Source organism: Giesbergeria giesbergeri (assembly GCF_054779375.1).
The window spans coordinates 128,567-141,275 of sequence record NZ_BAAGYJ010000007.1 but is presented as its reverse complement, the minus strand read 5'-3'; the positions used below and the strand labels follow the sequence as shown (position 1 = coordinate 141,275).

Annotated in this window: 9 protein-coding genes; 3 read left to right on the top strand and 6 right to left on the bottom strand. The window is 54.0% G+C overall.

The features are described 5' to 3' along the window. Positions 1–177: 177 nt before the first annotated feature. The 3 genes from ACYVB2_RS12140 to ACYVB2_RS12130 all read right to left on the bottom strand — a co-directional run bounded on the left by ACYVB2_RS12140 (position 178) and on the right by ACYVB2_RS12130 (position 3,083). The gene (locus ACYVB2_RS12140) at positions 178–888 is read right to left on the bottom strand and encodes a hypothetical protein (protein WP_382434932.1); all 711 of its coding nucleotides are present in this window, start codon (positions 886–888) and stop codon (positions 178–180) included. 792 nt (positions 889–1,680) lie between these two features. Then, positions 1,681–2,289 (bottom strand): hypothetical protein, encoded by a 609-nt coding sequence (locus ACYVB2_RS12135; protein WP_382434934.1) that lies wholly within the window; start codon positions 2,287–2,289, stop codon positions 1,681–1,683. Positions 2,290–2,450: 161 nt separating this feature from the next. Then, on the bottom strand, positions 2,451–3,083 hold the full coding sequence (locus ACYVB2_RS12130; protein ID WP_382434936.1) for a hypothetical protein: 633 nt from the start codon (positions 3,081–3,083) through the stop codon (positions 2,451–2,453). A 403-nt stretch (positions 3,084–3,486) separates the two neighbouring features. On the opposite strand from ACYVB2_RS12130, the gene ACYVB2_RS12125 reads away from it, so the two are divergent. Further along, positions 3,487–4,497 (top strand): integron integrase, encoded by a 1,011-nt coding sequence (locus ACYVB2_RS12125; RefSeq protein ID WP_382433293.1) that lies wholly within the window; start codon positions 3,487–3,489, stop codon positions 4,495–4,497. A gap of 58 nt (positions 4,498–4,555) precedes the next feature. On the opposite strand, the gene rpoD is transcribed toward ACYVB2_RS12125, so the two are convergent. After that, complete coding sequence (rpoD, locus tag ACYVB2_RS12120) at positions 4,556–7,090, bottom strand: RNA polymerase sigma factor RpoD (protein ID WP_460536718.1); 2,535 nt, start codon at positions 7,088–7,090, stop codon at positions 4,556–4,558. Positions 7,091–7,342: 252 nt separating this feature from the next. Next, the gene (gene dnaG / locus ACYVB2_RS12115) at positions 7,343–9,229 is read right to left on the bottom strand and encodes a DNA primase (RefSeq protein WP_382433289.1); all 1,887 of its coding nucleotides are present in this window, start codon (positions 9,227–9,229) and stop codon (positions 7,343–7,345) included. A 194-nt stretch (positions 9,230–9,423) separates the two neighbouring features. Here dnaG and ACYVB2_RS12110 point away from each other — a divergent pair, with 194 nt between their 5' ends. Together ACYVB2_RS12110 and ACYVB2_RS12105 are read left to right on the top strand one after the other, a co-directional pair. Continuing rightward, complete coding sequence (locus tag ACYVB2_RS12110) at positions 9,424–11,070, top strand: acyl-CoA synthetase (RefSeq protein ID WP_382433287.1); 1,647 nt, start codon at positions 9,424–9,426, stop codon at positions 11,068–11,070. 15 nt (positions 11,071–11,085) lie between these two features. Then, positions 11,086–11,928, top strand: a complete 843-nt coding sequence (locus ACYVB2_RS12105) for a symmetrical bis(5'-nucleosyl)-tetraphosphatase (RefSeq protein WP_382433285.1) — start codon at positions 11,086–11,088, stop codon at positions 11,926–11,928. A gap of 86 nt (positions 11,929–12,014) precedes the next feature. Here the strand turns inward: ACYVB2_RS12105 and ACYVB2_RS12100 are convergent, their stop codons facing one another. Beyond that, entirely contained in the window at positions 12,015–12,707 is a 693-nt protein-coding gene (locus ACYVB2_RS12100) for a response regulator (RefSeq protein ID WP_382433283.1), read from the bottom strand. Positions 12,708–12,709 lie beyond the last annotated feature (2 nt).

The following is a 12,709-nucleotide window of genomic DNA, read 5'->3' as shown; positions in this document are numbered from 1 at the left end:
CGCAATTACGCGCACAACGCTAGTGAGGCCCGTCAGTCTAGTGCCGAGATTTTCGATTAGTTGCAAGGCTTCTTTCAGTTCATGTTTTAATTGATGATTTTCATCTGAATTCATAGATATTCCTAACGAACTAAGGTAAGCGGCAGCTGGAAGCTGTCCGCTTGAGCGCCGGGTTAGCTATTTGTTGTTGGCACTGTTCTCAGTTTGTACAGCTTTCTCAGTGTCACTCTGCTTCTCTAGCTCTTCAGGCATTTTTTCAATTACCCCCTCGACTAATTTTAGTTCTTTATCAATGCGGCGAGATTGCTTTCGGAGTTCTGTAATTTCTGGCTTTTTCTTTGCCAAATCTAAAATATATTTATCAAGATCAGGCTTGTATCGAAACCAAACAATATTGGCTGTTTCTACTGAATCCTCAAAGGTATTGTACATGGCAATTTTTCCGGCCAACCGTTCTCCGTTATGCACGGCCTTCAACGTGATTGACCCCCTGTCAGTCTTGGTTAAATCTGCTGACTCATACGTAAGCGGAAGAAGCATATTTCTAAAGCTGCCAGAGACTTGATATTTTTCTCCCGAATCATTCCCGGAGCTACAAATAATTGTCCCAGTAATTGCGTGCCCGCGTCGTTGAAGGGTAATTACTTCTTGCCGAACGTCTGACGAGCTTGGATACAAGCTATACCAACTACCTTCAATTCTGACATCCTTATAAATACGCTCCTCAAACCAAGGAATAATGAGCGCACTCCATGCGGATCGGAAAACAAAAACGAGTATCGTTGCAAGCAAGCCAGAAATCAGACCGGCAATAATATTTTCAGCCAAAGTGGCCCTCCCTTTTTTATGGCTAACGCCCCAGTTAACCGGCAGCAACGTGCGCAGCACGTTGATGTCCGGTTGAACGCCGAGTTAGGCGCGGCGCAGGTGATAAGGCGGATGAGAACACGTCAGAATGCCGATGGATATTGATGTTTGGCTTATGCATGACTGACTCCCTGTGCCTTTGCATGCCGTTGAAAACCGTTTGCGGAGATTCTGCCACGCATGCGCTGACTTGCGATGAGAGGATTCTCTTGGCGGCAGCCGCAGGACTGGCCGCGCTCATTGTGCCGATGATGATGAGCAGAACTTCTGGCCACGAGCCAATGCAAGAGATTTGATGGCGAAGCACTGCATTGCGCTGGCCGCCGAAGGACGGACGGCCAACCAGCCGGTGCAGTGGATTTCTGTTCATTCGCGTAGCACCTTGGCTCGCTGACTGCCAGTATGGACAGGCAGCCAACTCGGTGAGGCGATGAAGCAGACGTGCGATGAACATTGGCTTCTCGACCATGCTTGACCAAATGATGGCGGTACGCATTGGTCAAAAAGAGAGGCCTAACGAACCAAGGTAAGCGGCAGCTGGAAGCTGTCCGCTTGAGCGCCGAGTTAGAACCCAAGCCCACGCACCAGCCACCCAAAGCCAGCAGCATAGCTGTAAAAACGAACCTGCACCAGCGCCAATACGAAACCAAAGAACACTGACCGACAAGCCGAAAGCAAAATCTACTTTTGAACGCCAGCGACAGAAAAACTCGGATTTTTCCAGTCTTGGAATAAGCACCGGCGTGGGCGAAATACTAACGAATAAGGTAAGCGGCAGCTAGAAGCTGTCCGCTTGAGCGAAGGGTTAGATTTCTAGTAGCGTTTAATGCGCTTAACGATGTTTTTGTCGTGCTCTTTGATTTTTTCAAGTGAATCAAATAGCAGAGGCTCCGAAGAAACTAGGCCGTTCGTAACTACATGACAATGAATAGCTGCCTTTTTCCCATTCCGCTCTACATAGGCATGAGCAATAATGTGACCGTTAAGCAGGTCTTCCTCAACAGCCTTCGTATTGTTTTTGTCGATTAACGTTCGAATCACCACTACTAAATCAATATCTTTAAAGTAAATAACATCCCTGTACTCCAACATTTTTCCATCGTAGATAGAAAACACTGAAAAAAATTTGTCGAGATACTGAGCTATTGGGCGCTTAACTGTCCGGTCGTAAATTTCATCGAATACCTTTTTTCCAAAACAGGTTCCAATGAACAAAACGAATGTTCCAGCAATATCTAAGCCACCGAATGCGGTAGGTTGGTGTCGCTCCTTAAGTGCAGGCACTGATTCAAATAGTTGCGGTGCATACTCCCAACCATGACTCTCAAAGAAGGGCTCCATAACTTCTTCTTGCGCGTCTGCGGCTGCGCGCATGAATTGCGCATTTCCTTCGATACCAAAATTGTAGTGAGCTATATTCATGGGTAGGAAAGGTAGATGAATGAGAAATCTAACGAACCAAGGTAAGCGGCGGCTGGAAGCTGTCCGCTTGAGCGCCGAGTTAGGCCAATTTCTATATTGGCTCTGCATATCATGTATCAATTCGAGGCTATGACTTTACTCTGGTTGTGCTTGCTGGTAAGTTATTGTTTGATTTTTCTTCCGTGCAGGTCGTCTTGAATATCTTGCCAAGCTTGCTCCAGAACCCCATTTGCTACATCAACTAAGCTATTGCTTAGTGCCTCTAGATGATTGATGTCGCTGCTTCTTGTGGCTAATATCATGTCTTCCGTGATTTTTGATATGGATTTGGAATATCCCTTTTTCCGGTCTAGCATCAGTTCAATTTTGGCGTGAGTGTCAATTAGCTGACCGAACAGCTCGGTGGATTCTGAGCTGTTCAGGTAATCCGGATTTCCGCCTACTTCATAGCGAACAGTTGCCGCAAGTGAAATAAACTTGGCTATGAGTGTACGTAGTTCTTTTTGCCAGTCATGTCTAAATCCTGCCTTTGATGCACGTATTTGATTTCGTTGGCTAATGTAGGTCATGATGCCAACGGCGATCGCGACGGATGATGTTGCAATAACTGCTGGCCAATCTGTGGATGTGTCTACTGAAAGACGAACGGGCTGAGGCTGGATGGTTATTGATTGGCTTGCCTCGGGGCTGCCTTTTTGATTGGGAACATTGATTGTTATTATGTTTTCATTGTTGTTTCGTTCTGGGCAGTTTGTGCGATCCTGATTTTCCGGCTTGGGGCATGCTTCACTCATTTGGTGGTTTCCTCTCGTTTTTAGTGCTAAGCATTTGTTTTGTGTGCAAGAGACCTAACGAACTAAGGTAAGCGGCAGCTGAAAGCTGTCCGCTTGAGCGCCAAGTTAGAACCCACGCCCACACAGCAGCCACCCAAAGCCAGCAGCATAGCGGGAAAAACGAACCTGCACCAGTGCCAATAGGACACCGAAAAAACCAAAGGCAAAGCCTACTTTGGAAAAACTGGTGAAAACAAAACTAGATTTTTAACGGGCATGGAATCAGCACCATCGTGGGCGAATGCTAACTAGAAATAGACGACACCCCCATACAAACAGAGGGTCGGATAAGATGGAAGCATCCTACTGTACCTACAGGAAAACTCCAATAGCCTATTGTTTAGACAAACCTAAAATTTTACGGATGCGTGACTTTACCTCTCACATAGATGCTCCGCCCCCACCCAAACTGCTAGACCGTATGCGTGCTCATCTGCGCACACAACACTACAGTATCCGCACAGAGCAAGTCTATGTCGATTGGGCACGGCGTTTTATCCTGTTTCATGGCAAACGGCATCCACAAGAAATGGGGTCTGCTGAGGTAGCTGCATTTTTGAGCTATTTGGCAGTAGAGCGACAGGTGTCAGCCTCTACACAAAACCAAGCTAAAGCAGCACTTTTGTATTTGTACAAGCGGGTGTTAGACAGTGACCTGCCTTGGCTTGACGAGGTGGTGCAGGCCAAACGCCCCCAGCGTTTGCCCGTGGTGCTCACCCCATCAGAGGTGCGTGAACTACTGCTGCACATGGAAGGCACCACGGGCTTGGTTGCTCAACTGCTGTATGGCACAGGTATGCGGCTTATGGAGGCACTGCGCCTGCGCGTGAAAGATGTGGAGTTTTCTCGACGTGAAATCGTGGTGCGCGAGGGTAAAGGCAACAAGGACAGAGTCACAGTATTACCTGAAAATCTGTTGGCCCCGCTGCGGGCACAATTGGAGAAAGCACGGGTATTACACGAAAAGGATTTGGCAGCTGGCCTAGGCCGGGTCTATTTACCCCATGCGTTGGCTGTGAAATATGCCGATGCTGATCGGAGTTGGGCTTGGCAATGGGTATTTCCATCGCAGGTGCGGGCACTCGATCCTCGCCCCGATGCACGCACCGGAACAGCCATCGAGCGACGCCACCACATCTATCCTGAATCGGTACAGCGTGCAGTGCGTGAAGCAACGCGGCTGGCACGGATTGACAAGCCTGTTTCGCCCCATGTGCTGCGCCATTCATTTGCCACACATTTACTTCAGGCAGGCTATGACATTCGGACGGTACAGGAGTTGCTCGGCCATGCCGATGTCAGTACCACCATGATTTATACCCATGTATTAAACAAAGGCGGACGGGGCATTTTAAGCCCTCTGGATGCTTTATAAAAAAAGCCCGTCACCCACAAAGCGGTGACGGGCTTGAAATGCTATAAAGCGCGTGGGCTTACAGCGAATCAATAAAACTGCGCAATTTATCCGAGCGGCTAGGATGCTTGAGTTTGCGCAGTGCCTTGGCTTCTATTTGGCGAATACGCTCGCGCGTCACGTCAAACTGCTTGCCCACTTCTTCTAGAGTGTGGTCGGTGGACATTTCAATACCAAAACGCATCCGCAATACTTTGGCTTCGCGGGGGGTCAGGCCATCCAGAATGTCTTTGACCACATCACGCAAACCGGCTTGCATAGCCGCATCAATGGGGGCCGTATTGGCTCCATCTTCGATAAAATCGCCCAAGTGGCTGTCATCATCATCGCCAATCGGGGTTTCCATGGAAATCGGCTCTTTGGCGATTTTCATGATTTTACGGATTTTGTCTTCCGGAATCTCCATTTTTTCGGCCAACACGCTGGCATCTGGCTCAAAGCCAAACTCTTGCAAATGCTGGCGCGAAATCCGGTTCATTTTATTGATCGTTTCGATCATGTGTACCGGAATGCGGATGGTACGGGCCTGATCGGCAATGCTCCTTGTAATGGCTTGGCGAATCCACCACGTTGCATACGTGGAAAATTTGTAGCCACGGCGGTATTCAAACTTGTCTACAGCCTTCATGAGGCCAATATTGCCTTCCTGGATCAAATCTAGGAATTGCAAACCCCGGTTGGTGTATTTTTTGGCAATCGAGATCACCAGACGCAGGTTGGCCTCGATCATCTCTTTCTTCGCATTGCGCGAAGTGGCTTCACCTTCGTTCATGCGCTTGTTGATGCTTTTGAGCTCCGACAGCGGCACCACTACACGGGTTTGCAGATTGATCAGCTTTTGCTGTAGGTCTTGGATAGGCGGGATATTGCGCGCCATGGTGGCGCTCCACGGCTTGCCAGCAGCGGCCTGCTTTTCTACCCACTCCAAATTGAGCAAGTGGGCAGGAAATTCCTTGATAAAGGTTTCTTGTGGCATGCGGCACTTGTCCACAATGATCCGGCGCAGTTCGCGTTCTTTCTTGCGCACATCGTCGACCTGGGCGCGCACCATGTCGCACAGCTTTTCAATGGTCTTGGCGGTAAAGCGGATGGTCATCAGCTCGGCAGACAGGGCTTCCTGTACCTTCATGTAGGCAGGGGTGCCGTAGCCTTCTTTTTCGTAGATCTTGTGGATCTTTTCAAACAGTTCACGCAGCTTGTCAAAGCGTTCTAAGGCTTGTTTTTTCAGCTCTTCGAGCTTTTTGGTCAGGGCTTTGGAGCCGCCCTTACCATCGTCATCATCGGCTTCGTCATCATCGGCTTCGTCAAATTCGTCGAAATCTTCTTCGGCCACATAGTCATCGGCCTCGTTGGGGTTGGAGAAGCCATCAACGATGGTGGAGATAACGACTTTGCCTTCGCGGATTTCCTCGCCCATGTTGAGGATTTCGGCAATGGTGGCGGGCGAGGCGCTGATGGCCTCCATCATGGCCTGCAAACCGCCTTCAATCCGCTTGGCAATTTCAATTTCGCCTTCGCGCGTCAGCAGTTCTACGGTGCCCATTTCGCGCATGTACATACGCACAGGGTCGGTGGTGCGGCCAAACTCGCTGTCTACGGTAGACAAGGCGGCTTCAGCGGCTTCTTCAGCCTCTTCTTCGGTCGCGGCGGTCTGCGCAGTGTTGGTCAGCAGCAGGGTTTCGGCATCGGGCGTTTGCTCGTATACGGCTACACCCATGTCGTTGAGCATGGCGATGACCACTTCCAGCGTTTCGGCATCGATCAGTTTGTCGGGCAAGTGATCGGAGATTTCGGCGTGGGTGAGGTAGCCGCGTGTTTTACCCAGCTTGATCAGGGTTTTGAGACGCGAGCGGCGCTTGGCCAGATCTTCTTCAGATAGAACGGTTTCGTCCAGGCCGAATTCTTTCATCAAGGCGCGCTCTTTGGCCTTGCTGATCTTCATGCGCAGCGGCTTGACCTTTTCTGCACTGGGCGTGGCCTCGGCCTCCACCTCTGCTTCTACCTCGCCTTCGAGATCGGCTTCGATGTCGGACAGGTCGGCATCATCGGCGGGATCGGCATCGGGGTTGGCCTTGGGCTTGCGGCCGCGCTTGGCTGGAACTTTGGCTGCGCCGGTGGCGGGGTCGGTTTTGGCGGCCGATTTGGCCGGACGGCCCGGACGCTTCTTCACGGGCTCTTCGCTGTCAGCCGGAACCACCAGCAACACTTTGGGCGGTGCCACTTTCTTGACCACCACCACAGGTTCTGGCTCTAGTGCAGCCGCCAGTGGTTTGAGCTGGATGGTTTTTTTCTTCTTGATGGTGACGATAGGCGCTTCTGGCTCCAGTGCAGCAGCCAGCGGTTTGAGCTGAATGGTTTTTTTGGTGGTGACGATTTTTTCTTCCGGGGCGGGGGCAGGAGCGGCAGGCTTGGTCACGGTGGTGGCTTTCTCAGAGGTCACTGTCCGGGGGGCATCGGCGGATACCGATGCAGGCCGGGGGGGTATGGCGGGATCCGCCCCAGCGGCGGTATCTGGGGCAGGCAGGAAAGACTTCGCGAACTCTGGAGCAGGCATGTACAACCTCACAAACAAAGAAGAACACAAAGAAAAACACAAGCACCACGGCAGATTCCGGCACGACAGGCACGGCTCAGGCGGGTTGGGGCGGAATGGACTCCACCCTAGGGCAAGATGTCTGGGCGAACATTTGGTGTGCAGTCCTTGCGGTGCCAGGGGCGGTTGTGCGTGTGTGTCACGGTGGCCCACCCGGAGGTGCTGCTGTCGCTCTTGCCGAAAAACTCTATATTGTACGCTTGATGTGTCTATTCAAGGGGCGCCCGTCTTGCCTTTCTCTAGGGCGCGGCGTTGTTGGTGCAGTTCGTAGTAGCGTTGGCGCGCCACTGGGTCATGGCCCACAGCAGAGATCAAGGCGTTTTCTTCGATTTTGAGTTGTTCGATCAGGATGCGATTGAGCAGGTCGCGCAGCTCTTGGCGCAGTTCGTCGATATCTCCTTCGGCCTGTGCATGGGAGCCCGTCATCAGTTGCTCGGCCAACTGGTGGCTGCTGTGTCCCCGCAAGCGTTCGCGCAATACTGCCCACGGCAAAGCACCGTGTTCATGAAACTGCTCCTCCAGCCAAGCTAACAGGGGACTGTGGGGATGGCCCAGAGCGTGCAAAGCGGCCAGATCTTCATGCGAGAGCTCATCAAAAAAGGCCATGTGCGACAGCAGCAGACGGGTGGCATGGTCGGCACGGCTGACAGGCACTGCGCGTCTGGAAGCGAGTGCGGTGGCGCTTCTGGCGGGGCGTGACGGGGTGGCACGGCGCGAAGATGTCGGATCAGCAGGGCCGGCAGCAGTGGCTGGTGAATCGCTACCGTGGATGGTGCTGATGTGGTGGGGGCCGCGAGCGTTGGCACGTTGCCAGATTTCGAGCAAGTCGGCTCCGGAAAGCTGGGCCTGCGCGGCAATATCGCCCAAGAGCTGACGCTTGAGTGCCCCATCGGGCAAGGCTGACCACAAGGGTCGGGCATTGCTGCTCATGTGCGCGCGCCCTTCGGGGGTGCTCAGATCGCATTGCTGCGCTGCCACAGCACACATAAATTGGCTCAAGGGCTGCGCCCCTGTTACCAGACGGGCAAAGGCGTCACTACCGTGGCTGCGGATAAAGCTGTCTGGATCGTGTTCGGGTGGCAAAAACAAGAATTTGATGCTGCGGGTGTCGGTGGCATAGGGTAGGGCGCCTTCCAGTGCCTTGTGTGCTGCCCGCTGCCCGGCTGCATCGCCATCAAAGCTAAAGACCACGGTATCGGTAAAACGAAAGAGCTTGGCCACATGCTCTGGGGTGCAGGCGGTGCCCAACGTGGCTACGGCGTTGGCAAAACCGCACTGGGCCAGCGCCAGCACGTCCATATACCCTTCTGCCACCAAAACATAGCCTTGCTCGCGTATGGCCGTGCGGGCCTCAAACAGACCATAAAGCTCCCGACCTTTGTGAAATACGGGGGTTTCGGGGGAGTTGAGGTATTTGGGCTTGTCATCGCCCAACACCCGGCCACCAAAGCCGATGCACTCGCCTTTGACGTTGCGGATGGGAAACATCACCCGGTCGCGAAAGCGGTCGTAGCGTTTACCGCCCTCTTCAGCGTGGGCAATGACCAGTCCGCTTTCCTCCAGCAATGGATCGTCGTATTGGGCAAACACGCTGGCCAAGTGGCGCCAGCCTTCTGAGGCATAGCCGACACCATAGGCACGGGCAACTTCCCCCGAAACCCCCCGACCTTGCAAGTAGGCAATGGCCCGCTGGGCACCACGCAATTGACGGCGGTATGCCTGTGCCGCCTGCTCCAACACATCTGTCAGGGTGGCCTGCTTGTGTCGCTGGGCGCTGGCTTGGGCCTGTTGTTGTGGCGATAAATCATCTTCGGGCACTTGCAGCCCGGTCTGTCGGGCCAGGTCATGCACCGCCTCGACAAAACCCATGCCGGTATGCTCCATCAGAAAACTGATGGCGTTGCCGTTTTTGCCACAACCAAAGCAGTGGTAGAACTGCTTGGCTGGGCTGACGCTGAAAGAGGGTGATTTCTCGCCATGAAAGGGGCACAGCCCCATGAAGTTGGCGCCGCCCTTCTTGAGCTGCACATAGCGCCCCACCACATCGACTACATCGACGCGCGAGAGAAGTTCCTGAATGAAAGACTGAGGGATAGACACTAGCCTATTGTCGGCGCAAAGCTGATGGGACTGGGAGCCCGCTTCCATACAGACAGACACGGGATAGCCCACAGTTGCGCGTAAACTGGCTTGCTGCTGGCACCATAGTGGCCGCGCTGGTGCGCGGACGGGGTGCTGTGCAATGTTCCGTCGCCGTGGCGCTGCCAGGCGTTTTTTGTCCGAACTGTTTTCTCATGACATCCATCTACGACCAAGACCTGCCACGCAACCCTGCTAATTTTGCCCCTCTATCGCCTTTGGGCTTTATTGAGCGTGCTGCCGAGGTCTACCCCGAACGGCTGGCGATTGTGCATGGCGACTTGCGCCAGACCTGGAGCCAGACCTATGCCCGTTGCCGCCAATTGGCCAGTGCTTTGCAACAGGCTGGCATTGGTAAAAACGACACTGTGGCCGTGATGCTGCCCAACACGCCCCCCATGGTGGAAGCCCACTTTGGTATCCCAATGGCTGGGGCCGTGCTGAACACGCTCAACACCCGCCTTGACCCTGAAGCCATTGCCTTCATGCTTGACCACGGTGAGGCCAAAGCCCTGATTGTCGATCCAGAATTTGCCAGCGTGGTGGCCAAGGCGCTGCCCTTGCGCCACAGCACAACACCGCTTTTGCTGATTGATGTAGAGGACGCGCTGTATGGCCCTGCCAGCCAACGTCTGGGCAACACCACCTACGAGGCCTTTGTGGCAGGCGGCAATGCGGACTTTGCCTGGGAACTGCCTGCCGACGAGTGGGATGCTATTGCCCTGAACTACACCAGCGGCACCACTGGCAACCCCAAGGGGGTGGTCTACCACCACCGGGGGGCGGCACTGAACGCGATCTCCAACGTGTTGGAGTGGGACATGCCCAAGCATGCCGTCTATTTGTGGACGCTGCCCATGTTCCACTGCAACGGCTGGTGCTTTCCTTGGACGGTGGCAGCACGCGCTGGCGTGAACGTTTGCCTGCGCCGTGTGGATGCGCAGTCGATCTTTGATGCTATTCGCCAGCATGGCGTGACGCACTACTGTGGTGCCCCCATTGTGCAGAGCCTGCTGGTGAACGCGCCTGCGGCGATGAAGGAGGGCATTCCTGCTGGAGTGAAAACGATGGTGGCGGGGGCGGCCCCACCAGCGTCCATGATTGAAGGCATGGAAAAAATGGGCTTTGACCTGACCCATGTTTATGGCCTAACTGAAGTGTATGGCCCGGCCACAGTTTGTGCCAAACACGATGCCTGGAACGAGCTCGATATTGGCGAGCGTGCCCGCCTGAATGCCCGCCAAGGGGTGCGCTACCACCTGCAACGCGGTGCCAGTGTGCGCAACCCCGAAACCCTAGAGCCAGTGCCCCACGATGGTGAAACCATGGGCGAGATTATGTTTCAGGGCAATATCGCCATGAAGGGCTATCTGAAAAATCCTAGCGCCACAGAAGAAGCCTTCCGGGGAGGCTGGTTCCACAGCGGTGATTTGGCGGTGCAATACCCCGATGGCTACATCAAAATCAAAGACCGCAGCAAGGACATCATCATTTCGGGCGGCGAGAACATCTCTTCCATTGAGGTAGAAGATGTGCTGTACCGCCACCCCGATGTGCTGGCCGCTGCCGTGGTGGCTAAGCCCGATCCCAAGTGGGGCGAGACGCCCTGCGCATTTATTGAACTGAAATTGGGCGCACAAACCACGGTAGAAGACATCGTGGCACACTGCAAACTGCACTTGGCGGGCTTTAAGGTGCCACGCCACGTCATTTTTGGCGAAGTGCCCAAAACCAGCACCGGCAAAATCCAGAAATTTGCGCTGCGCCAACAGGCTGGCTCGCAAAGCGCCATCAACGTTTAACCACGTTGTCACCCCATGGCCGTTTACTGTATTGGTGATGTGCAGGGCTGTGACGAGGCACTGCAACGGCTGCTGGAGCAGGTGGACTTTTCTCCCAGCCGGGATACGGTTTACCTGCTGGGCGATTTGGTGAATCGGGGGCCAGCCTCGGTGCAGGTGTTGCGCCGCTGCTTGGCTGCCGATGGAGCCATTCTCAGCCTGTTGGGCAACCACGATCTGCACCTGCTGGCCGTAGCCCACGGGGCGCGCAAACCCTCGTTGCGCGATACCTTGGCGCCGGTGCTGCAAGCACACGACCGGATGACGCTGCTTGATTGGCTGCGCCAGCAACCGCTGGTGCGCACGCTCGAGCATGGTGGCCAGTCCATGTTGATGGTACATGCCGGGGTGCTGCCGCAGTGGGATGTGGCGCAAACATTGGCCTTGGGCAAAGAGGTGCAGGCGGTACTGTGCAGCCGCGATTTGCCGCTGTTTTTACGCCAGATGTATGGCAATGCGCCCGACCATTGGAGCTACCAACTCCAAGGCATAGACCGGCTGCGGGTGGTAGTGAATGCCCTGACGCGGCTGCGCTTTTGCTCGCCTGCCGGAGCCATGGACTTTGCCAGCACCGAGAGTGCCACGGTGACGCCAGCAGGCCTGCTGCCTTGGTTTGAGGTGCCGGGGCGGAAAACCCAAGGCCATCTGGTGGCGTTTGGGCATTGGTCTACGCTGGGTTGGCTCAACCGGCCCGATGTGCTGGCGCTGGATACCGGTTGTGTCTGGGGTGGCTGCCTGAGTGCCGTGCGCTTTGGCGCTACGCTGGCTGAGCGCGAGCTGCTGCAAGTGCGTTGCCCACAGGCACAAAAGCCAGGCTGAAAGGTATCGGCCACCATGTTGCAATCAAACAATAGCATCACGGTGGCTACCCCAAGACGCATGGTGATCGGAATTGGTTTTTTATGCTATGGAACAAAACGGTAACCCACACCAGTCTCGGTGAGCAAATGCTCTGGCATAGAGGGATTTTTCTCAATTTTCTTTCTTAAATTTCCCATGTGTACACGGACATAATGTGTATCTTCCATGTGCCCTGGCCCCCATAAAGATTGCAATAACTGCCGGTGTGTTATCACCCGATCTGGCTGAGACACCAAATGGGTGAGAAGTTTATATTCTATAGGGGTTAGGTGCAATGGTTTCTCATCACAAGCCACTACGCGCCGCGCCAAATCAATGGTGATGTGGCCAAAACTGATCGTGGAGCTCCCACCAACGGTCTGCTTCTGGCTACGGCGCAATTGGGCACGGACTCTGGCCATCAACTCACCCGTACTGAATGGCTTGACCAAGTAATCATCAGCCCCGACATCTAGAGCAGAAATTTTTTGTTCCTCGCTGCTACGGGCAGACAGAATAATCACAGGCACCGCAGACCATTGACGCAGTTCTTTGATAAGTTCAACACCATCGCCATCAGGCAACCCAAGATCGACCACCAGTAAATCAGGACAGCGTATGGCTGCTTCAATTAGGCCACGCCCTAAGGTTTCTGCCTCATGAACGACATATCCCTCTGCCTGCAAGGTGAGACGCAGGAAGCGCCTTATTTCTACTTCATCTTCTACGATAAGAATATGATCATTAATATGGCTCATGG

Bases quoted from the DNA above. Each gene is read 5' to 3' on its own strand.
- ACYVB2_RS12105 (WP_382433285.1), top strand. From the start codon at position 11,086: ATGGCCGTTTACTGTATTGGTGATGTGCAGGGCTGTGACGAGGCACTG.
- ACYVB2_RS12135 (WP_382434934.1), bottom strand. From the start codon at position 2,289: ATGAATATAGCTCACTACAATTTTGGTATCGAAGGAAATGCGCAATTC.
- ACYVB2_RS12130 (WP_382434936.1), bottom strand. From the start codon at position 3,083: ATGAGTGAAGCATGCCCCAAGCCGGAAAATCAGGATCGCACAAACTGC.
- ACYVB2_RS12110 (WP_382433287.1), top strand. From the start codon at position 9,424: ATGACATCCATCTACGACCAAGACCTGCCACGCAACCCTGCTAATTTT.
- ACYVB2_RS12125 (WP_382433293.1), top strand. From the start codon at position 3,487: ATGCGTGACTTTACCTCTCACATAGATGCTCCGCCCCCACCCAAACTG.
- ACYVB2_RS12100 (WP_382433283.1), bottom strand. From the start codon at position 12,707: ATGAGCCATATTAATGATCATATTCTTATCGTAGAAGATGAAGTAGAA.
- rpoD (WP_460536718.1), bottom strand. From the start codon at position 7,090: ATGCCTGCTCCAGAGTTCGCGAAGTCTTTCCTGCCTGCCCCAGATACC.